Annotated in this window: 21 protein-coding genes and 2 pseudogenes; 19 read left to right on the forward strand and 4 right to left on the reverse strand. The window is 37.5% G+C overall.

Annotated elements, in window-relative coordinates; genetic code table 11:
* Positions 1 to 79: 79 nt before the first annotated feature.
* Entirely contained in the window at positions 80 to 958 is an 879-nt protein-coding gene (tehB, locus tag HMPREF9425_RS02320; RefSeq protein ID WP_003094612.1) for an SAM-dependent methyltransferase TehB, read from the reverse strand.
* A 427-nt stretch (positions 959 to 1,385) separates the two neighbouring features.
* Here tehB and rpsP point away from each other — a divergent pair, with 427 nt between their 5' ends.
* From rpsP to HMPREF9425_RS10190, 5 genes and pseudogenes are all read left to right on the forward strand, one after another.
* Entirely contained in the window at positions 1,386 to 1,658 is a 273-nt protein-coding gene (rpsP, locus tag HMPREF9425_RS02325) for a 30S ribosomal protein S16 (RefSeq protein ID WP_002884675.1), read from the forward strand.
* A gap of 11 nt (positions 1,659 to 1,669) precedes the next feature.
* Positions 1,670 to 1,918 carry a KH domain-containing protein gene (locus HMPREF9425_RS02330; protein WP_003093900.1) on the forward strand — a complete coding sequence of 83 codons (249 nt, stop codon included), beginning with the start codon at positions 1,670 to 1,672 and terminating at the stop codon, positions 1,916 to 1,918.
* 165 nt (positions 1,919 to 2,083) lie between these two features.
* Complete coding sequence (locus HMPREF9425_RS02335; protein WP_003093818.1) at positions 2,084 to 3,346, forward strand: bifunctional folylpolyglutamate synthase/dihydrofolate synthase; 1,263 nt, start codon at positions 2,084 to 2,086, stop codon at positions 3,344 to 3,346.
* Between the two features lie 66 nt (positions 3,347 to 3,412).
* Positions 3,413 to 5,257, forward strand: coding sequence for an APC family permease (locus HMPREF9425_RS02340; protein WP_003093579.1), 1,845 nt, complete (start codon positions 3,413 to 3,415; stop codon positions 5,255 to 5,257).
* A 103-nt stretch (positions 5,258 to 5,360) separates the two neighbouring features.
* A pseudogene (locus HMPREF9425_RS10190) lies at positions 5,361 to 5,562 on the forward strand (type IV toxin-antitoxin system AbiEi family antitoxin domain-containing protein); the annotation flags it as partial.
* A gap of 955 nt (positions 5,563 to 6,517) precedes the next feature.
* Here the strand turns inward: HMPREF9425_RS10190 and HMPREF9425_RS02345 are convergent.
* Positions 6,518 to 7,105 carry a TetR/AcrR family transcriptional regulator gene (locus HMPREF9425_RS02345; protein ID WP_003094262.1) on the reverse strand — a complete coding sequence of 196 codons (588 nt, stop codon included), beginning with the start codon at positions 7,103 to 7,105 and terminating at the stop codon, positions 6,518 to 6,520.
* A 343-nt stretch (positions 7,106 to 7,448) separates the two neighbouring features.
* Between HMPREF9425_RS02345 and HMPREF9425_RS02350 the strand changes: the two genes are divergently transcribed.
* Genes HMPREF9425_RS02350 through HMPREF9425_RS02370 form a run of 5 tightly spaced genes read left to right on the forward strand, consistent with a single transcriptional unit; the run spans position 7,449 to position 11,247 of the window.
* On the forward strand, positions 7,449 to 8,147 hold the full coding sequence (locus HMPREF9425_RS02350; RefSeq protein WP_003094801.1) for a hypothetical protein: 699 nt from the start codon (positions 7,449 to 7,451) through the stop codon (positions 8,145 to 8,147).
* On the forward strand, positions 8,144 to 9,064 hold the full coding sequence (locus HMPREF9425_RS02355; protein ID WP_003094511.1) for an ABC transporter ATP-binding protein: 921 nt from the start codon (positions 8,144 to 8,146) through the stop codon (positions 9,062 to 9,064). The genes HMPREF9425_RS02350 and HMPREF9425_RS02355 overlap by 4 nt, the downstream gene beginning before the upstream one ends.
* Positions 9,057 to 9,800, forward strand: coding sequence for an ABC transporter permease (locus tag HMPREF9425_RS02360; RefSeq protein ID WP_003093582.1), 744 nt, complete (start codon positions 9,057 to 9,059; stop codon positions 9,798 to 9,800). The genes HMPREF9425_RS02355 and HMPREF9425_RS02360 overlap by 8 nt, the downstream gene beginning before the upstream one ends.
* 2 nt (positions 9,801 to 9,802) lie before the next feature.
* Positions 9,803 to 10,519: an ABC transporter ATP-binding protein gene (locus HMPREF9425_RS02365; protein WP_003096461.1), complete on the forward strand. Its 717-nt coding sequence runs from the start codon at positions 9,803 to 9,805 to the stop codon at positions 10,517 to 10,519.
* Positions 10,516 to 11,247, forward strand: coding sequence for a hypothetical protein (locus HMPREF9425_RS02370; RefSeq protein WP_003096462.1), 732 nt, complete (start codon positions 10,516 to 10,518; stop codon positions 11,245 to 11,247). The genes HMPREF9425_RS02365 and HMPREF9425_RS02370 overlap by 4 nt, the downstream gene beginning before the upstream one ends.
* A gap of 104 nt (positions 11,248 to 11,351) precedes the next feature.
* Here HMPREF9425_RS02370 and HMPREF9425_RS09250 read toward each other — a convergent pair.
* Positions 11,352 to 12,038 (reverse strand): annotated as a pseudogene (locus HMPREF9425_RS09250) (IS256 family transposase); the annotation flags it as partial.
* A gap of 168 nt (positions 12,039 to 12,206) precedes the next feature.
* Here HMPREF9425_RS09250 and folE point away from each other — a divergent pair.
* Positions 12,207 to 12,770, forward strand: a complete 564-nt coding sequence (folE, locus tag HMPREF9425_RS02385) for a GTP cyclohydrolase I FolE (protein WP_002884345.1) — start codon at positions 12,207 to 12,209, stop codon at positions 12,768 to 12,770.
* Between the two features lie 8 nt (positions 12,771 to 12,778).
* Positions 12,779 to 13,579 (forward strand): dihydropteroate synthase, encoded by an 801-nt coding sequence (gene folP / locus HMPREF9425_RS02390; protein ID WP_003094189.1) that lies wholly within the window; start codon positions 12,779 to 12,781, stop codon positions 13,577 to 13,579.
* Positions 13,580 to 13,609: 30 nt separating this feature from the next.
* Here the strand turns inward: folP and HMPREF9425_RS02395 are convergent, their stop codons facing one another.
* The gene (locus HMPREF9425_RS02395; RefSeq protein WP_003093231.1) at positions 13,610 to 15,061 is read right to left on the reverse strand and encodes an alpha-amylase; all 1,452 of its coding nucleotides are present in this window, start codon (positions 15,059 to 15,061) and stop codon (positions 13,610 to 13,612) included.
* Positions 15,062 to 15,280: 219 nt separating this feature from the next.
* On the opposite strand from HMPREF9425_RS02395, the gene folB reads away from it, so the two are divergent.
* The 7 genes from folB to HMPREF9425_RS02430 all read left to right on the forward strand — a co-directional run bounded on the left by folB (position 15,281) and on the right by HMPREF9425_RS02430 (position 21,033).
* Positions 15,281 to 15,640 (forward strand): dihydroneopterin aldolase, encoded by a 360-nt coding sequence (gene folB / locus HMPREF9425_RS02400; protein WP_003094589.1) that lies wholly within the window; start codon positions 15,281 to 15,283, stop codon positions 15,638 to 15,640.
* Positions 15,637 to 16,128, forward strand: coding sequence for a 2-amino-4-hydroxy-6-hydroxymethyldihydropteridine diphosphokinase (gene folK, locus HMPREF9425_RS02405; RefSeq protein ID WP_003096473.1), 492 nt, complete (start codon positions 15,637 to 15,639; stop codon positions 16,126 to 16,128). The genes folB and folK overlap by 4 nt, the downstream gene beginning before the upstream one ends.
* 189 nt (positions 16,129 to 16,317) lie before the next feature.
* Positions 16,318 to 17,220, forward strand: a complete 903-nt coding sequence (murB, locus tag HMPREF9425_RS02410) for a UDP-N-acetylmuramate dehydrogenase (protein ID WP_037621643.1) — start codon at positions 16,318 to 16,320, stop codon at positions 17,218 to 17,220.
* A 44-nt stretch (positions 17,221 to 17,264) separates the two neighbouring features.
* Positions 17,265 to 18,419, forward strand: coding sequence for an ABC transporter ATP-binding protein (locus HMPREF9425_RS02415; RefSeq protein WP_003096475.1), 1,155 nt, complete (start codon positions 17,265 to 17,267; stop codon positions 18,417 to 18,419).
* Positions 18,403 to 19,197 carry an ABC transporter permease gene (locus HMPREF9425_RS02420; RefSeq protein ID WP_003096477.1) on the forward strand — a complete coding sequence of 265 codons (795 nt, stop codon included), beginning with the start codon at positions 18,403 to 18,405 and terminating at the stop codon, positions 19,195 to 19,197. Before HMPREF9425_RS02415 ends, HMPREF9425_RS02420 begins: the two co-directional genes overlap by 17 nt.
* Positions 19,194 to 19,973 carry an ABC transporter permease gene (locus HMPREF9425_RS02425; protein ID WP_003096479.1) on the forward strand — a complete coding sequence of 260 codons (780 nt, stop codon included), beginning with the start codon at positions 19,194 to 19,196 and terminating at the stop codon, positions 19,971 to 19,973. The genes HMPREF9425_RS02420 and HMPREF9425_RS02425 overlap by 4 nt, the downstream gene beginning before the upstream one ends.
* Positions 19,966 to 21,033: an ABC transporter substrate-binding protein gene (locus HMPREF9425_RS02430; RefSeq protein ID WP_037621352.1), complete on the forward strand. Its 1,068-nt coding sequence runs from the start codon at positions 19,966 to 19,968 to the stop codon at positions 21,031 to 21,033. The genes HMPREF9425_RS02425 and HMPREF9425_RS02430 overlap by 8 nt, the downstream gene beginning before the upstream one ends.
* Positions 21,034 to 21,091: the final 58 nt, after the last annotated feature.

Below are 21,091 nucleotides of genomic sequence, written 5' to 3' on the forward strand. Positions count from 1 at the left end.
CTAGGAGTCCGACTGGATTCCTAGTTTTTACTTTGAAGACAAGTCAAGCTGTGCTCAGCTCGTCTACAGTTATTCGCTCTTATTTAACCTTCTTAGCTAAGATGGTTGCAAATTGAAGGGCGATGGGATTGCCATATTCATCCAAACGGTGAAGGTGACCAAGATTTTCATTATACTTGACTAACTCCCAGTCACTATAATAATTTTTCAACTCTCCCTCTTCAAACGTAAATGGGAAAGGCATGGTACAAGGGTGTTCCTCGGTATCCATGGCACAGACAATCAGATTGTAACCACCTACGACAGTACGCTCTTGCATATTCTTGATAATAGCCGGAATTTGATCGGGATCAAGGAACATAAAGACTACTGTTGAGAGGATGAAATCAAAGGTCTCAGACTCGGGAAGAGCAGCAGCATTGATATCGTAGTAGCCAGCTCTAACATTGTAACTTTCCTCATCTGCAATCATTTGGATGCGTTGTGTAGCTTCGTTATTAACGTCAACGGCTGTAACATCATGCCCAAGTGATGCCAAATAAAGAGCGTTGCGACCATGGCCACAGCCTAAATCAAGGGTACGACCAGGTTTAATATGTTCAGACTGGACGGCTTCAAGAACCTCAGAGTGGGCTTTAGTATCATACTTTTTAGCCATGTAGTCCTCTGGCTTGCAGTAGAAGGAAAGATAGCATTCTAAATCATCGGAAGCAGGAGCGATTCGATGCCAAGCTTGTGGTTGGACAAAAGGAATTTCTGTTTCAGGCGTGAAGAGGTGCTCTGCGGTAACTTGTCCCCCTTCATCTAATTCGTAAAAGTGAAGAGCTCCTGATAGAATAGTCAGTTTAGCCCAGGTTCCAACCTTAGTGTTATGTTTTTGCGTCACCATTTCTGGGAGTGTCGTGGCTGTCCAGTTTGGAAGACGTTTGTAGCAAACGAGTTGCTGATCTATTGTCATATGTTGAGTTCCCTTCGATATGTATGTCTCTATTATAGCAAAAGTATGGAAAAAGAAAAAAGGCTTAGCTGAACTGCATCCAAAAAGTTAGATAGAGAAAGTCTAACTTTTGAGGTGTTTTTATTATGAAATTGATTTATGAAGATAAAGTTCAAATATATGAACTGAGAGAGCTTCTAAAGCGACAGCTAAGGGCTTAGAAACCGAGTATGCTGAAACAAAGGTGGCTTATGAAAAAATCATAAGAGTACTACCAAGAAATAGTCCTATAAGGAAGTTAGAGCTTGTCTCTAGTTTTTTTGTAGAAAATTTAAATCTGTCAAGTTTTTTTCTTGACACATAAAAATGATATGGTATACTAGTTAAGGTAGAGAGGCAGTAAGTGCCTCCACCATAATAAAAAAACTGAAGAAAAGAGAAATTGAAAATGGCAGTAAAAATCCGTTTGACTCGTATGGGTTCTAAGAAAAAACCTTTCTACCGTATTAACGTTGCAGACTCACGTGCTCCACGTGATGGACGTTTCATCGAAACAGTTGGTACTTACAACCCACTCGTTGAAGAAAACCAAGTAACACTTAAAGAAGAACGCGTTCTTGAGTGGTTGTCTAAAGGTGCACAACCTTCAGATACAGTTCGTAACATCCTTTCAAAAGAAGGTGTTATGAAAAAATTCCACGAATCAAAATTCTCAAAATAATTTTTTAGCCTATGGATACCATTGAAAATCTTATTATCGCTATCATTAACCCCTTAATTACTTCACCAGATCAGTTGACCATCAAGATTATTGACGGTTCTGAGTTTTTGGAGTACCATCTTGATCTTGCTCCATCCGATATTGGGCGTGTTATCGGGAAAAAAGGACGTACTATTAAGGCGATAAGAGCGATTGTCTATTCGGTACCTACTCAAGGTAAAAAAGTTCGTCTTGTTATTGACGAAAAAGAGAAAGCTTAAGAGGTGACCCTAGGGTTACCTTTTTTGTCTATTTTGGTTATAGCTAGCAGTCTTTGGTATAATAAGAGGGTTAGAGTGGTATTAGGCTAATAGAAAAACTAGGTTAACTAGTTTAATGGTTAGTTTAATGGCTAAGTCAAAGCATTAGCTTAAAAAGGAGCAATTATGATTTATCAAGAAGCATTGGATTGGATTCATGGTCAATTAAAATTTGGTATTAAGCCTGGCTTGGAACGTATGGCCTGGATGCTTGAAGAACTAGGAAACCCACAGGACAATCTTAAGGCTGTGCATATTGTGGGAACAAATGGTAAGGGATCTACTGTCAATGCCTTACAAATGATTTTTTCTCAAGCAGGTTATGAAGTTGGAACTTTTACCTCGCCTTACATTATTGATTTTAAGGAACGGATTTCTATCAATGGTCAGATGATTTCAGAAGAGGACTTACTTGACCTGGTTAATCGTGTGAAGCCTGTGGTTGAACGGTTGCCAAAAGAGACAAATCACGAAAATGCGACAGAGTTCGAAATTATCACAGTCTTGATGTTCCTCTATTTTGGTCAGGTCCATCCTGTGGATATCGCATTCATTGAAGCGGGAATGGGTGGCCTTCATGATTCGACTAATCTCTTTAAGCCCTTGGCAGTCCTATGCCCTTCGATTGGTTTAGACCATCAGGCTATTTTGGGGAATACTCATGCTGAAATTGCAGCTGAGAAGACCGGTGTTTTGAAGAATGGAGCTCCCTTTATTTATGCGACTGACCGTACTGATGTTCGAGATGTTTTCGAGAAGAAAGCGCGTGAAGAAGGGTCTAAGACCTATGAGCTAGGGAGAGATTTCACGGCTACAGGATCAAGCCATTCCTTTGATTTTACCTATGGAGAGCAAAGGTTAGATGATATAGTCTTGGCTATGGCTGGTCAACACCAAGTAGCAAATGCTAGCTTGGCTATCATGGCTTCTTTATTGCTTCAAAAAGATTATCCCAAAGTAACGCCTGAACTCATAAAGGATGCCCTGGCTCATGCCAATTGGCGAGGTCGAACAGAATTTTTAAGACCTAATCTTATGATTGATGGTGCTCATAATAATGAGAGTGTTAAAGTTTTGATTGACTTGTTGCAGTCAGAATATGTAGATAAGGAGATTGAACTTCTCTTTGCGGCGATTGACACTAAGCCTATTGATGGCATGCTTGCCCAACTAAAATCGGTTGGTGACTTGACTGTAACGAGTTTTGACTATCCAAACAGTGTTAAACTAGATCAATACCCAGAGGTTTATAAGCAGGTACCAGACTTCAAAACATGGATTAAAGAACATGTGACGACTGACAATAAGAAACTTTATGTGATTACGGGATCTCTATACTTCATTTCTCAGGTCAGAAAATGGGTTTTAGAGCAGGCAAGTGATGTTTAAGACTTGAAAGATGACATTTAGGGGCGTATAATAGCCCTCGTATGTTTTAAAAGTAAGGAGATCACAATGTTTCAACGTCTGAAAAACATTTTAATCGGTGAACCTTTAACTCATGATGATAATGGTGATGAACACTTATTGTCCAAGATTCAGGCCTTGGCCATGTTGTCGAGTGATGCACTTTCATCTATCGCCTATGGTCCAGAGCAGGTCGTCTTGGTTCTGACAGCTGTATCTAGTGCGGCTATTTGGTGGTCAATTCCTATTGGGCTTTTGGTTCTCGTTCTTTTGGCCAGCCTTACCATCTCTTATAGACAGGTTATCAAGGCCTATCCTCAAGGCGGTGGTGCCTATATGGTAACGACGGAAAATCTGTCTCCTAAGTTTGGCTTGATAGCTGGTGGCAGTCTTTTGGTCGATTACATGTTGACGGTTGCTGTTTCAGTAGCCTCAGGTGCAGATGCCATTACTTCAGCCCTTCCCTTCCTTCATCCTTTCAATCTTGAGATATCAATGATTTTGGTGCTTGTTTTGATGGTTATGAATCTTAGGGGAATGCGCGAATCGGCAAAATCTTTGATGATACCAGTTTATCTCTTCATTATTTCGACGCTGTTCTTGTTGGGATTTGGTTTCTTTCAAATTTTAACTGGTCATATGCCTTACGCAGCCACAGCACATTTAGGACAACCTATTACAGGTGTGTCAGTTATTCTTATTTTAAGGGCCTTTACTTCAGGTTCGGCTTCATTGACAGGGGTAGAAGCCATCTCTAATGCGGTACCTTTCTTTAAGAAACCTAAGGCTAAAAATGCAGCATCAACCCTCTTTATCATGTCAAGTATTTTGGGAGTCATGTTTGCCGGAATTACCTTCCTTAACTGGTGGATTGGTATTACACCTCATTCAGGTGTGACAATTTTGGCGCAGATGGCTAGGGAAATTCTTGGTGATTCATGGATTGGCAGTATCTTATTTTATATCTTTCAGTTTTCAACTGCCATGATTCTTGCAGTGGCAGCAAATACAGGTTTTTCAGCCTTTCCGATGTTGTCCTTTAACATGGCTAAGAATAAATACATGCCTCATATGTATCTTGAAAAAGGTGCACGTATGGGATACTCTAACGGAATCTTGACGCTGGCTATTGGGGCCATTACTCTCTTATTCATTTTCCGAGGAAATACGGAACGTTTGATTCCGCTTTATACAATAGGGGTGTTCATTCCTTTTGCACTTTCTCAAACAGGTATGGTTGTCCATTGGATTCGTGAATACGGCAAAGGGTTCTGGAAGCATTCTTTGGCTAATATTTTAGGTGCCTTAATTTGTTACGCTATTGTCCTCATTCTCTTCCTCTTCCGCTTAGGGGATATTTGGCCATTCTTCCCAATTATTGCTATTTTGATGTGGATGTTCCTTAAGATTAAGAAACATTACAATGGAGTTGCTCAACAGTTGCGTATTAATGGTCAAGTCAAAGAACATCATTATCAAGGCAACATTGTTCTTATCTTGGTGGGAAATGTTACAAAGGCTAATATTGGTGCCATTTCTTATGCACGTTCTATTGGAGATAAGGTTATTGCTATGCATGTGTCTACTAAAGATACAGAGAATAAGGATAAGGAAACCGAACAAGAATTTAAAAAATATTTCCCAGAAATCGAGATGGTTCATATCCAATCACCTTATAGTTCAATTACGCAGTCAACTATTCAATATGTAGATGAAGTGGCTACTCAGGCTGAAAAGGATAATGCGACTCTGACTGTTATGATTCCACAGTTTGTTCCGAAAAAATCATGGCAAACCATACTTCATAATCAGATGAGTTTACGATTGAAATATTATCTCAAATGGCGTGAGAATATTGTCATTTCATCCTATTCTTACCACTTAAAAGATTAAATTAAGACAGCTCTTTATCAACTGAAGTGGGTAACGAAAAGCTAACATCTTGAGAGAGGACCTGATATGTCTTCTCTTTTTGTGTGTTCAGAGTGATGAAGACAGGTTTCTTAAAGTTTATGAAGTTGAACGTGTTTTGGTTGAATGTCTAAGACCAGTTCATCAGGTGGTTCTTCAAATTATTGCACCAGCTTTTAAGAAATATTTTCAACAGAAATCAAATTCATTTACACAAATTATTTTATTATGCCCAGCTATTTAAAGTAACTGATAAGTTACAATCTTATACGGAGGTGCTATCTTAATGTTTTCAAATGCGAATAGCTTTAAAGCAAAAATCAAAAGTATTTCAAAAGTAGCGCAGTATTTAGTAGCATGTGACATTTGCACTTATTCTGTTAAGATTTTACCTCACTCTTCTTAGCCAGATTCCCTTTATAAAGCTAATTCTTGGCGCTATTTACGTCGTTTTTACCATTTTTCGATCGAGAACGAGGTATTAATGAAAGCTTTTTTAAAGAAAGTAAGGTAATATTTTTTGGGAACAAGATAGAAATTTCGACCATCAAACGTTTTTTATGTCCCTGCCGTACGATTGCTGGAAAAGAGGATCTATTGCTAGATGAAATATTCTCAAACTCTCAAGTCTATATACTCCAATTAATAAGAACTGCCAGATAAATATGAGATTCTCCTTCCCTATCTGGTTAGAGAACAGAAACAGATGCTCCTAACAGAATAAGTAACCTTATTTTAAAAATAGACTATCCTACTAAATAAAGAGTAGGCTTCTTTCAAGAGAAAAAATCAATACAAATTTACTCTATCATATCTTAAATATCAGAAATAAATAAAAACCACCAGAGAGGATAGCGATTTATTTAACTATCTTTTCTGGTGGTTTTTAATTCTGCAGTTGTCTGTGTAAGATATGAATAATTTGGGTTAATAACTCAGTTCCAAGAATCGTAGACCAGACAGGTATGATTATTCCAAGATTGATTTAAGATTGGCTTTCAAACTAGATCAGGTGGAGAAGGAGCTAGACAACATAAACAATCAATAATAAAATCTACTGATGATTAGTGAATTTTGTGTAAACGATTAGTCAATCTCTATTTTCTCTCGAACATAAAGACTATCCAAATAAAGTTAAATTTGGCCTCAAATAGATTCTGAAGATTTATTTTCTCTTTTGTCAAGGTATCTGGATATGAGAAAATAGAAATCATCTTAGAATGTGACTAAGAGAATTATTTTTTACATATTTAAATCAAATTTAATGTTGAAGTTTTCCAAGCATTTGTTTAGCATGTCTATTTTTGAAACAATAGTAGTTTTAGAATTTTCAAATATCAAGGGATTTAGCCAAATATTCAGTAAAATAGCTATTAATTCTGCAAGTTGTTGAGGATCGTCTGTCGTTATTGAGCCGTCTTCAACTCCTTCTACGATAATTGGATAAAAATAATCAGGGATTGTGAGTTCTTGCATTTGTTTTAAAAATGAAACAAATAACTTAGGACTATCCAGTAACTTAGGAGAAATTGTAACTATAGTTTCCATATTAGTATTAGCTAAACTAATAGAAACTAGTTGTGTTATTTTTTCAGATCCAGTTATATTTTTGGAAAATTTGATTTTGTCAAAAATAAGTTTATTCTGTAAACCTATATTTTTGACAACTGCTTCAAAAATATCCTCTTTAGATTCAAAATGGTGATAAATTGCTCCTTTTGTTAAACCGTCTAAGCCATTTATAATATCAGAAATGGTAGTTTGTTCATATCCCTTTGTTAAGAAAAGATTAGTTGCGACTTCAAGTATTTTTTCTTTAGTGTTTTCCATATTTTAGAAAATAACTCTCCTTTCAATTTATTTATTCCAATGGAATTAGTACACAATTACTGTTGAGAGAGTTACCAATTAATCATTATAACACACTTATACATAGCTTGCCTAATCATTTTTGTTCATTGTATTTTGAAATTATTTTCTATAACTATTTTTTATTAAAAAATCTAAAAAAGTAGTTGTTAACATACCAAAGGTATGTTAAAATCAAACTACATACCAATGGTATGTAGTAGGACATGTCCTACTTAAAATGATCGATCAGATAAATTAATGGGATGAATCTATTATAGAATCGTTACCTCATCAATTAATCGGGGATCCTTTATTTGAATTATTGAAAGAGAATCATTTCTTTGAAAGTGGTAACTCTATCCCGAATTCTGATAATAACTACTTACTTTTTCTTAGAATTTTAGCAATCATTTTTGGAGGAGGTGCTATAGTTTACAATTTATTTTGTATAACGAAACTCCCTTTTCTTGAATATGATTTTGGTAGAGAGAACCAAATTTTGCTTTTAATATTTGGAGTGTTCTTCTCATTGTTTACCACAATAATACATGAAGGAATGCATATTTTGTTTTCAAATAATGTTACAAATATAGGGAAAGTTCTACGTTTTTCTTGGAAGAAATCAGTAGCAACAGTTGATTTGACACATGTTTGGCTTTGGCCACTTTTTGAAAGAAGTATGGCTATTTTAGCAGGCCCATTGTTTGATAGTATTATCTTGTCTTGTTTTTACCTAATAAGTGATTATTTTTTTAGTCCATATATAACAATATCCATTTATATTATGATTTTTAGATTATTGTGGCAATTACGACTTATAGAACATACTGATGGCCGATTACTGATATATATGTTATTTGATAATCCATTTTTGAAAAATAATTTTGATAATAATAGAGATTCTTTAACAAATAAAGAAAAGATAGTATGGAGAGCATGTCGTATTTTTAGCACTATTATAACTATCTTGCTATTATTACTTCTTTTATTTTTTGTAGCACAGATTGTGAGGTATTCATGAAACAAGAAACTATTGTTGTAAGACATTTGAAAAAGTCTTACGGTCAAAAAAATGTTACAGATGACATTAGTATTACTTTTTATAGTAGTCAGATCGTTGCAATTGTAGGTCATAACGGAGCTGGAAAGAGTACGTTTCTGAATCAAATAAATGGCACAGTAGCCTCAGATAAGGGGACAATACATATTAAAGGAGTAGATGTAACCAAACAACCTGGAAAAGCGAGAGAACTTGTTTCTTCTATGCCACAGTTTCAAGTACCAATTAAGGGAGTCACAGTACAGGAAGCAATTAAATGCATTGGTGCTGTAAAAGGAATGAATTCTTCAGCGGTTGAAAGTCGTACCAAAGAATTAATTGATTTCTTAGAGATTAACCAATGGAAGCATACAGCTGGCGAAAAGCTTTCAGGTGGACTTCAGCGATTAACATCTTTTGCGATGTCAGTCGTCGATATCCCATCTATTTTAGTTCTGGACGAGCCAACTAATGATGTTGATCCATTTAGAAGGACTTTGATATGGCGTTACTTGCGTTCTCTTGCAAATTTAGGAACAACAGTTATCATTGTCAGTCATAATTTATTTGAGGTAGAGAGGTATGCTGATCGATACTTACTATTTGATAAAGGGCGTATTAAAAGAGATGTGCTTGTATCAGAGTCTAAAAATGCTCGTCAGTTAAAGCATCAAGTATCGCTATCAGGTGTTAATAAAGAGGAACTTTTTCATTTCTTGAATCATAATAACTTGAAATATGATGATGTTGAAAAACGTTTGATTTTTACAGTCAGTGAAGATTGTTTTACAGAGGTAATATCGGTTATTTTTGATTTACTGAAAACAGATAGAATTGTTAGTTATGAGATAAAGTTGAGAACTCTCTCTGATGACTACGAGGAGTACATAAATGAATAATAGTCAAAAAAGGTTATCTAAATTCGGTGGATTGGTAAAATGGAGCTTACTTCGTCACAGGTTTTATATTCCAGTCTTTGTTGTGGTTCAAATCATTTTATCATTTGCTGTCATTTATGGTTTTCTATTCATTACCAATTCAACTAATCAAGCAGAGAAGTCTTATCTTTGTACAGGAGCTATGGCTATAAATGTGATTGCTGTTACTTGTGTGCTAGCACCTCAAATTGTTAGTGAGGCTAAGCAAAATGGTGTTTACGAATATCAGAAAACATTGCCTGTTTCGAGAGTAGAGATACTGTTGTCTGATTTATTAATTTGGGGATTATTATGTCTACCAGGAATCTTATCAAGTATATTGATTAGCAAATTTGGTTTTGGGTTAGATGTTTCAATCGGGATTAATTCAATCTTATCTGTATTATTGATTATTTTTTCCTTGTTATTAGTTGGTTTTGCGATTGCCTATATTCTACCAACAAATGTTGTTCCCTTAGTAACACAGCTAATTATGATTGGTGGATTGATGTTTTCTCCAATTATCTATGCAGCAGATAGACTACCTTCATGGACGATAACCTTATATAAGTATTTTCCTTTTGTACCAGCTAGTCAGATAATCCGTTCATCCATTTTTAGACTAGAGTACGTTGACAGCAAGAATTTTTCCACGCTAATAGTTTGGGCTTGCTTTGGATTTTTTGTATCACTAATAACATTATCTAGGAGGAAATAGATATGAGTAAGTTAACAGTTTCTAATTTAACAAAAGTTGTAAAGAACAAGACGCTATTAAATAACGTCTGCCTTTCCTTGAACTATGGGCAAGTCTATAGTGTTATAGGAGATAATGGTGCAGGAAAAACAACACTATTCCGATGTATTTTGGGATTAAGTCAACCTATTGGAACCGTTGCTCTTGACGATAAAGTCGTAAATTCTTTCAATTATAACGAATTCCTTAAAAAAGTCGGTGTTGTCTTTCCTTTTCCAGATAGCTTTGGAGCTTATACTGTGAAAGAGGTTTTTGAAAATCATACACGTTATTATGCTTGTCAATCTGTGGATGTTGAAAGTTATCTAAAAAAATTTGGACTAAATGTTTACTTAGGAGATATGATTTGTAAATTTTCTTTAGGTATGAAGCAACGCCTTAATATTGCCTTAGCATGTTTACATAATCCAGATATATTGATACTAGATGAACCATTTAATGGTTTGGATAGAGATGGGATTCTTTTCCTTCAGCATCTTTTGCTGGATTTCAAAAAACAAGAGAAGTTGATTATTATTTCAAGCCATTCATTTGCTGAATTAGAGAAGATAACTGATCGCCTTATTTTTATTCAGCAAGGAGAAATTTTAGTCGATACAGATGTTTTGGAAATTAAGAGACAAGGTTTTGAAACTTTTGAACAATTCTATAGAAAAATAAAAGAGGAATACGGTGTATGAAGGAACAGATCATCTATGAGTTCACTACCCATGGTCGTCATTTTAGGGGAATTATGTGGACAAATATATTAGTCAACTTATCAGCTTTGATTTTTTTCAGTTTTGTAGGACATTTTGAGTCATCTGATCAAAACTCTATTTTAACTGACTCTGCAGGCATAATGACTTTGGCTTCAACATTAACAGTATCTGTTGCTGCTATTTATGGTGTTGTCATTCTAAATCGATTGTTATTAAAAGACTATATTGGAAATGCAAGGGAAATTATCTTTTTATTTCCAGGCGGTAGATTTGAGATATTCCTAAGTAAAGTTATTTCTTTGTCTATTCATTGTTTTTTTAGTCTAGTTCCTGTTTTGTTGCTTGAAAATCTTATTTTTTATTTTGTAGGACTCTCTCTTGGTGTTTTATCAACTGGCCTGTTTGTATATGGGTTAAAAGCTATCTTCGTAGCTATGTTTGCAGGCTTTTTTGTACTTATCGTAGTGTTAACTTCAATACTGGTAGGCCAAGTGACACAATCAATTAATGTTCCCATTATTGTATCTATAATAATTGTGTCAATTATGGGAAATTTTGTAGCCTACCTATATCAATTGAACAATTTAATTATAGTACTTCTGACTCTATGTGTAGCAGTTTTAGTTTGCCTAGCAATTAGTATTTTAATTGATAGAGTTAAAAAAGATGATTTGATAAAGAATACACCTATAAAAAATGGCAAGTAGAAAATCATTAAGAGCAACTTTTTTGGTATTACTCTATGCCATTTCCTGTAAAATAAGATACTGTCAATAATTATGTGTAAACACTCAAGTAGAGTTGAAGAATGTTAATCAAATAAACTTTCAAGTGTGTCAGAACATTGTCCAAACCCTTTATGGATTCGTTGACTTTGCTTGAAATTATAATCTTCAAACAAAGTAACTAGGTAACGTTCCATAGCCTCCTCGTTAGGGAAAAGAACCTTCTTTTTCGTTTGACGTTTGATTTTTTTGTTAAGAGACTCAATGAGATTTGTCGAATAAATGCTGTGCCAAATCTGGTAGGGAAACTGATAAAAAGTTAAAAGATTATCCGTATTCTCCAGACTTTCCATGACTTTCCTATACTTTGGTTCCCATCCGGCGATAAAGTCCTCTAAAGCTTGCACTGCTATTTCTAAATTTTCAGCATGATAAATCGTTTTAAATTGCTCCAGAATAACCGCTCTATCTGCTCGTTTCACTTTACTAGCTAGATTTCGGCTAATATGAATTAAGCAACGTTATTGTTTAGCTAATGGGTAAGCCTGACTGATAACCTGCTCAAGCCCCTTGAAGCCATCGGTCACTACAAGAGAAACCTGTTGGATTCCTTGGTTTTGAAGCTTGTCTAACAGGGTGGACCAAGAAGCATTGTTTTCATTTGGGATGATTTCATATCCAAGAACAGCCTTCTGTCCTTCTGGTGTAATGCCAAGTGCGATATGAATACATTCTTTACTAACGGTTCCACGCCTTAGTTGATATTGAGACCCGCTAGTCGGGTCAGCTAGCAAAGGTGGTGCTAAAGCCTAAGAGCAAACCACCCGTTAGACGGGTTGTTATGACTGGCTAGGATTCAGCTTAGCAATTTTATTTTTTGCAAGAAAAATCAGGTAAAATGAGTTATAATAGATAATATTATAACGTTGCAAGAGGAAATTATGGCAAATCAAGAAAAAGTAGAACAAGCAGTCTATCAATTATTGGAAGCTTTGGGTGAGAATCCTGAGCGTGAAGGTCTTTTGGATACGCCAAAACGTGTGGCTAAGATGTATGCTGAGATGTTTTCAGGTTTAAATGAAGACCCGAAAGATCAGTTTACAGCGGTTTTTTCAGAAGTTCATGATGAAGTTGTCCTTGTCAAGGATATTCCTTTTTACTCTATGTGTGAGCATCACTTGGTTCCTTTCTATGGCAAGGCTCATGTAGCCTATTTGCCAAGTGGGGATAAGGTGACAGGACTATCAAAATTGGCACGTGCTGTTGAAGTGGCGGCCCGTCGTCCACAATTGCAAGAACGTCTTACAGATCAAGTCGCTACAGCGCTTGAAGAAGCCCTTAATCCTCGAGGGGTCTTTGTCATGGTGGAAGCTGAGCACATGTGTATGACTATGCGTGGTATTAAAAAACCAGGAAGTAAGACCATCACAACGGTTGCAAAAGGCCTCTATAAAGAAGACCGTGAAGAACGTAAGGAAATTCTTTCTTTGATGCGTGATTTTTAGGAGTTAAAATGTTTATTGGTAAACATGAAATTGCAGGTAAGGCCTGCATTATGGGAATCTTGAATGTCACCCCAGATTCTTTCTCAGACGGTGGTGATTTTGTCACAATAGAAGATGCATTGGCTCAGGCTGAGCGTATGATTGCGCAAGGGGCTAGCATTATCGATGTGGGTGGTGAATCTACAAGACCCGGAGCAGAATTTGTAACCGAGGAAGAAGAGATTGCTCGTATTGTGCCAATTATACAAGCTATTAAGGCAAAATATGATGTTCTTATCAGTATTGATACCTACAAGACAGCCACTGCCAGAGCTGCTTTAGAAGCAGGTGCAGATATTCTTAATGATGTCTGGGCAGGACTTTATGATGGTCAGATACTAGCCTTAGCAGCTGAAAAAAATGTACCGATTATCCTCATGCATAATCAAAAAGAAGAAAAATACAGTGATGTCACAGAGAATGTCTGTACTTTCCTTAGTCAACGTACGCAAGCTGCCTTGGAAGCAGGTGTAGCTAAAGAAAATATTTGGATTGATCCTGGCTTTGGCTTTGCTAAAAATGTCCAACACAATATTGACCTGCTTAGAGGCTTGGATAAAGTTGTTGGACTTGGGTATCCTGTTCTTTTTGGGATTTCTCGTAAGCGTGTTGTGGATTATCTCCTAGGTGGAAATATTCCTGCCAAGGACCGTGATCAAGGGACAGCTGCTTTATCTGCCTATGCTGTTGGCAAGGGATGCCAAATTGTCCGTGTCCATAATGTTGAAGTCAATCGTGATATTGTTAAGACTATCTCAGGAATTTTATGAAATTAAAAAAGCTCAATTGAGCTTTTTTTCTTAGTCTTGAATTGTCCAAACGCTGACAGATTTTTCAGAGACTGGGAAGTCTCCCCATCCGTCTTCGTCAATGATTACAGTGTCAGAGCAGTTCCCAAGAATATCATAGAAGGTTTGTCCAGCCCAATCACTTCCAATTTCCATAGATTTGTTGTTGGCAGCATCATTAGAAATGGTTACGGCTAATGGAGTACCGTTTTCATTACCAGAGCGTGTCCATCCGATACAGTTAGGGTCGTCAAAGTAGTCTGTTTGCTCTCCGTAAGCCAAATCTTTACGAGCGTAAAGTAAGGTGTCTAGGACATCTTTGAAACTTTCTTGAGCAAACTCACCATCAATACCATAGTAGTCACCATAAAATAGGCAAGGAAGACCGTCTTTACGAAGAAGGATAAGGGCATAGGCAGATGGTTTAAACCATTCTTCAACAGTAGATTCCAGGGCTTGTCCACGTTGGGTGTCATGATTGTCTACAAAGGTTACCGCATGTTCTGGGTGATTTTTGACTAAGCTATGATCGAAAATAGTCGTTAAATCATACTCGGCTCCTTCGAGGCTAGCATAGTATAAATTGTTATGAAGGCGAACATCTACAAGATCAAAGCGGTTTTCAGTTTTTTCGAGATAAGTATTATTATCCTCTTCCTTGGCATTCCAAAATTCACCAAAAACATAGAAATCTTGACCTTGTTTTTCTTTGACGTCGCGAATAAAATTACGCATAAAGAAAGAATCAATGTGCTTGATGGCATCCATTCGGAAACCTTGGACTCCAGTTGTTTCGACGAACCAGTCAGCCCATTCGTAAATATTTTCTATAACCTCAGGATGTTTATAATCTAGGTTGGCATACATAAGGTAGTCAAAGTTACCATTTTCATTGTCAACCAAGTCATTGTGTGCCCAGCCCTTGTTGTCACCTTGGATAAGATAAATACCATTTTTATTTCTTTTGGCATCGAAGTCAGTCCCATTAAAGTGGTACCAGTGCCATTCAAAGTCGTTGTAAGCTTTCTGACGTCCGTCAAAAGTGAAATGAGTCCAACCCTCGATTTCAAACGGTTCGCTGATTTCTTGGGTACGGTCCTCGGGGTCAACTTCTACCACATCAAAGGTTTCAAGTTTATCCGCGGCTGCCTTGTGGTTGAGCACAACATCGGCCATAGGGACGATACCAACATTTTTGAGTTGGTTGATGGCATTAAGGTATTCTTCCTTGAGACCATATTTGGTGCGTATGGTTCCTTTTTGGTTGAATTCCCCAAGGTCAAAGAGGTCATAGACTCCGTAACCAACATCATCTTTGTTAGTAGCTTTGAAAGCAGGCGGCATCCAAACATGGCTGATGCCAAGGTCTGCTAGATGTTGGGCATCGTCAGCTAAGTTGTTCCAATGTTGGCCGTCACTTGGGAGATACCATTCAAAGTATTGCATTGCAGTTTGATTTGTCATAGTTTTTTCCTTATTAGTTGAGATAGTCTTAGTTTAGATATCAGGAATTTTTAAACTCCTGTGACTTTATTTTACCAAATCAGAAGAATTACGCAATCGATTGTATTGTCGAAAAACAATAACTTCAGATTTGTCTAAAATATCATACTAATTAGATCCCAACTTTTCACCTTTTTTGTGTTAGAATAAAGATGAGTTTAGTCGTCTTAAGGAGAAGATATGGATAAAATCATTTTAAATGGTTGCCGTTTTTATGGCTATCACGGGGCTTTTGCTGAGGAGCAAACCCTAGGGCAAATTTTTGTGGTTGACCTGGAACTGGAAGTTGATTTGACCAGGGCTTCACAAAGTGACAATCTAGCAGATACAGTTCATTATGGTTTGGTTTTTGAAGCAGTACAGAAACAGGTGGAAGAAGAAAAGTATATTTTGATCGAGCGTTTAGCTGGTGCTATTTGTGAGGACTTGTTTAATCAATTTGCGCCAATCCAATCTATTAAAATTAGAATTACTAAAGAAAACCCACCAATTAATGGGCACTATAGAAGTGTTGGAATTGAGTTGGAGCGCAGTCGATGACGAAAGTTTATTTAAGTTTGGGATCTAATATAGGAAATCGTCAAGGCTATCTTCAAAAAGCGGTTGAGAGCTTGAATCGATTGCCTGAGACGGAAGTTAAAGCAGTGTCCTCTTATTATGAGACGGCTGCTTGGGGATTAACAGACCAGGCTGATTTTTTGAATCTCGCTTTAGCACTTGACACTCAGTTGCCGGCCGAAACCTTACTAAGTTATTGCCAGCAAATTGAAAAAAATCTTGACCGCGTTCGACATGAACACTGGGGCCCTCGGACTGTGGATATTGATATTCTTTTATATGGGCAGGAAACCTGGGGGACTGAACACCTTAAAGTGCCTCATCCTTTCATGACTCAAAGGGCCTTTGTTTTGGTTCCTCTGCTAGAAATTGCCGAGGATTTAGTTGAGCCTCAAACTGGTCAACCCTACGAAAAATATTTGAGTCAATTAGACACTAGTGATGTCCGCAAATTGGAGCAAGTGGACTAGTTTTTACTAAAATTCCTTGTCGTCAAGATGGGGATTTTTTGCTATAATTAATCTTGGCTTTTTGCTGTATTTTTCTTTTAATTTTTTGGGAAAAATACTAATTCATTTTTAGGTTGTGATAGTCATAAGGGGGAATTTTTCACAATACCTACAAAGAAATAAATGTATAGAAAAAGTATGGGAAATAACATGTTAGATGAACTTAAAGAAGACTTAGTGGGGATTGATATTCGTTTCGACGAACCCTTAAAAGGTTATACTTACACCAAGGTTGGAGGTCCAGCGGATTATTTGGCCTTTCCACGTAACCGATATGAGCTCTCTCGTATTGTCAAATTTGCCAACAAGCACGACATTCCGTGGATGGTGCTTGGTAATGCCAGTAATTTGATTGTTCGTGACGGTGGTATCCGAGGTTTTGTGATTATGTTTGACAAGCTTAATGGTATCGCTGTTAATGGTTATCAAGTTGAAGCAGAAGCGGGAGCTAATTTGATTGCAACAACCAAGGTGGCCCGGTTCCAAAGTTTGACTGGTTTTGAATTTGCGGCGGGAATTCCAGGTAGTATTGGTGGTGCTGTCTTTATGAATGCGGGTGCCTATGGTGGCGAGATTGCACATATCTTGGTTTCTGCCCAGGTTCTTACAAAAGACGGTGAAATTCGTACGATTGATGCAAGAGATATGCGTTTTGGTTATCGTCGTTCGGTGCTCCAAGAAACAGGTGAAGTGGTTATTTCAGCAAAATTCAACCTCAAACCAGGAGACTACGAGCAAATCAAGAATGAGATGAACCGTCTTAATCACTTGCGAGAACTTAAACAGCCTCTTGAATACCCATCATGTGGTTCGGTCTTCAAACGTCCGCTAGGTCATTTTGCAGGTCAGCTTATTATGGAAGCCAACCTCAAGGGACATCGTATCGGTGGTGTTGAGGTTTCAACTAAGCATGCTGGTTTCATGGTCAATGTCAATCAAGGAACAGCAAAAGACTATGAAGACCTTATTGCAGATGTTATCGCTAAGGTTAAGGAAAATTCAGGTGTGACACTAGAGCCTGAAGTTCGCATCATTGGCGACAAATTAAATTAATAATACTAATCCTATTTTTGTTATCCATGGAGGATTTATGACAATTGACTAATCCGATTATTGCCTTTCAGAACGTCTCGAAAGTATTTGAAGACAGTGGCACACAAGTTTTAAAAGACATCAACTTTGAACTGGAAGAAGGTAAGTTCTATACCCTACTTGGGGCTTCTGGTTCTGGTAAATCAACTATCTTGAACATCATTGCTGGTCTCTTGGATGCGACCAGTGGTGACGTTCTTTTGGATGGAAAGCGTATTAATGATATCCCTATCAATAAAAGGGATATCCACACCGTTTTCCAATCTTATGCCCTCTTCCCACACATGAATGTCTTTGACAATGTGGCTTTTGCGCTTAAGTTAAAAAAAGTGCCTAAAAAGGAAATTGAAGAGCGTGTAAAAGAAGCCTTGAAAATGGTTCAACTAGATGGTTATCAAAAGCGCTCGATTCAAAAATTATCAGGTGGTCAACGCCAACGTGTGGCCATTGCCCGTGCGATTATCAATCAGCCACGTGTGGTCCTTTTGGATGAGCCCTTGTCAGCACTGGATTTGAAGTTACGTACTGAAATGCAATACGAGTTGCGTGAACTACAGCAACGTCTAGGAATTACTTTTGTCTTCGTCACTCACGACCAGGAAGAAGCATTGGCTATGTCAGACTGGATTTTTGTTATGAACGATGGTGAAATTGTTCAATCAGGAACGCCTGTTGATATCTATGACGAGCCTATCAACCATTTCGTTGCAACCTTTATCGGAGAATCTAATATCCTACCAGGAGTCATGATTGAGGACTATTTGGTTGAGTTCAACGGAAAACGTTTCGAATCTGTGGATGGAGGAATGCGTCCAAATGAACCTGTCGAAGTGGTTATCCGTCCTGAAGATTTACAAATCACGCTTCCTGAAGAAGGTAAACTGCAAGTTCGCGTGGAAACGCAGCTCTTCCGTGGGGTCCACTATGAAATCATTGCTTATGACAATCTTGGCAATGAATGGATGATTCACTCAACCCGTAAGGCGATTGAGGGTGAGATTATAGGTCTTGATTTTACGCCTGAGGATATTCATATCATGCGTCTTAATGAGACAGAAGAAGAGTTCGATGCACGTATTGAAGAATATGTGGAAGTGGAAGAACATGAAGATGGCTTGATTAATGCCATTGAGGAGGAGCGCTATGAAGAAAACAGCTAGCCTCTTCTCGGTACCTTACCTCCTTTGGCTCCTGCTCTTCGTGGTTGCTCCAGTGCTCATGCTACTCTATCAGTCTTTCTTTGATATCAGTGGTAACTTTACATTGGATAATTATGGTACTTTCTTTTCCAGTTGGACTTACTTAAGGATGAGTTTTAACTCGGTTCTTTATGCAGCCATCATTACTCTGGTAACCCTTCTCATTTCTTATCCGACGGCATATCTTTTAACCAGACTAAAGCATAAGCAACTTTGGTTGATGTTGGTCATTTTACCAACCTGGGTCAATCTCCTTCTGAAAGCCTATGCTTTTATGGGGATTTTTGGTCAACAGGGTGGCATCAATGCCTTTCTTGGTTTCTTTGGGATTGCCCCTATGCAAATTCTCTTTACGGATTTCTCTTTCATTTTTGTAGCCAGTTACATTGAAATTCCATTTATGATTCTACCGATTTTTAATGCTCTGGATGATTTGGATGAGAATATTGTCAATGCAAGTAAGGATTTAGGAGCTAATGATTGGCAGACCTTTACCAAGGTTATCTTTCCTTTGTCGCTTAATGGGGTACGCTCGGGTGTACAATCGGTCTTCATTCCTAGTCTTAGCCTCTTCATGCTAACACGTTTGATTGGTGGGAACCGAGTTATTACACTAGGAACGGCTATCGAACAGCATTTCCTCACAACACAAAACTGGGGAATGGGGGCAACCATTGGTGTTGTTCTTATTGCTGCTATGATTGCGACAATGTGGTTAACAAGGGAGAGACGTCAATGAAAAAATTTGCAAATCTCTATTTAGCTTTTGTCTTTGTTATCCTTTACCTGCCAATCTTTTATTTAATCGCCTATTCTTTCAACAGTGGTAGCGATATGAATAGTTTCACAGGTTTTACTCTGGATAACTACCAGAGCATGTTTTCAGATAGCCGTCTTATGTTAATTCTGGCTCAAACCTTCTTTTTAGCTTTCCTTAGCGCTCTTCTGGCGACGATTATTGGTACCTTTGGGTCTATCTTTATCTATGAGAGTAAACAGAAGCATCAGAATGGGATTTTATCCCTAAATAACGTGCTCATGGTTGCACCGGACGTTATGATTGGTGCGAGTTTTTTGATTCTCTTTACCTTGATTGGTTTCCAACTTGGCTTTGTATCGGTTTTGTTGAGTCATATTGCCTTCTCAATCCCAATCGTGGTTCTCATGGTTTTGCCACGCCTTAAGGAAATGAATCGAGACATGGTGCATGCAGCTTATGACCTGGGGGCCACCCAATGGCAGATGTTACGTGAGGTTATGTTGCCATACTTGACACCTGGTATTATCGCTGGTTATTTCATGGCCTTTACCTATTCTTTGGATGACTTCGCAGTAACCTTCTTTGTAACGGGTAATGGTTTTTCAACACTTGCTGTGGAAATTTACTCACGTGCTCGCAAAGGGATTTCCTTAGAAATCAATGCTCTATCAACGGTTGTCTTCCTGTTCTCTATTCTTCTAGTCATTGGATATTATATGATTACTCAGGAGAGAAAGGAGAAGCATGATGCGTAAGCTCTATCAATTTCTGGCAGGGATTTTAGCAATTATTTTCTTCCTTTGGGGAATTTCTGCCTACATGCAAAGTCGCACCGGAAATGCTTCGGACAAACTTGTTATTTATAACTGGGGTGACTATATTGACCCTGATCTCTTGACCAAGTTCACTAAAGAAACAGGAATCAAGGTCCAGTATGAAACATTTGATTCTAACGAAGCTATGTATACTAAAATTAAGCAAGGTGGTACGACTTACGACATTGCTGTGCCGTCAGACTACACCATTGATAAAATGGTCAAGGAAGACCTTTTGGTGAAGTTGGATAAATCTAAAATCCATGGCTTTGATCAGATTGGTTCAAGCTTTAAAGGACTTAGTTTTGACCCTCACAATGATTATTCTATCCCTTATTTCTGGGGGACAGTCGGAATTGTCTATAATACGAAATTGGTGAAAAAAGCACCTCAGCACTGGAATGATCTTTGGTCACCCGAATACAGAAACCAGATTATGTTTGTTGATGGCGCACGTGAAGTCCTTGGTTTCTCACTGAATAGCTTGGGACATAGCTTGAATACGAAGAGTATGACTGAATTACGTTTGGCTGAAACTAAACTTAATAGTCTAACACCAAATATCAAGGCTATTGTTGGTGACGAGATGAAGGGCTACATGATTCAAGGTGATGCAGCTATTGGAGTAACCTTCTCAGGGGAAGCCAGTGAGATGCTTGATAAAAATGAGGATCTTCGTTATGTTGTTCCATCTGAAGGCTCAAATCTATGGTTTGATAATCTGGTCATTCCTAAAACAGTGAAGCATGAAAAAGAAGCTTATGCTTTTATCAACTTCATGCTTAAACCGGAAAATGCAGCACAAAATGCTGAATATATTGGTTATGCCACACCTAATGAGGCAGCCAAAGCCTTACTTCCAAAGAGTATTACTGATGATAAGGCCTTTTACCCATCAGAATCAACCATTAAAAACCTTGAAGTCTATAATAACCTAGGTCAAAAGTGGCTAGGAATCTATAACGATATTTACCTTCAAGTTAAGATGTATCGTAAATAAGTTTTTTGAGGCCTAAGTTTCAGATGCAATCTAAAACGGTTCTTCAAACGATTTTATT

This window comes from Streptococcus vestibularis ATCC 49124, assembly GCF_000188295.1.
Classification (GTDB): domain Bacteria; phylum Bacillota; class Bacilli; order Lactobacillales; family Streptococcaceae; genus Streptococcus; species Streptococcus vestibularis.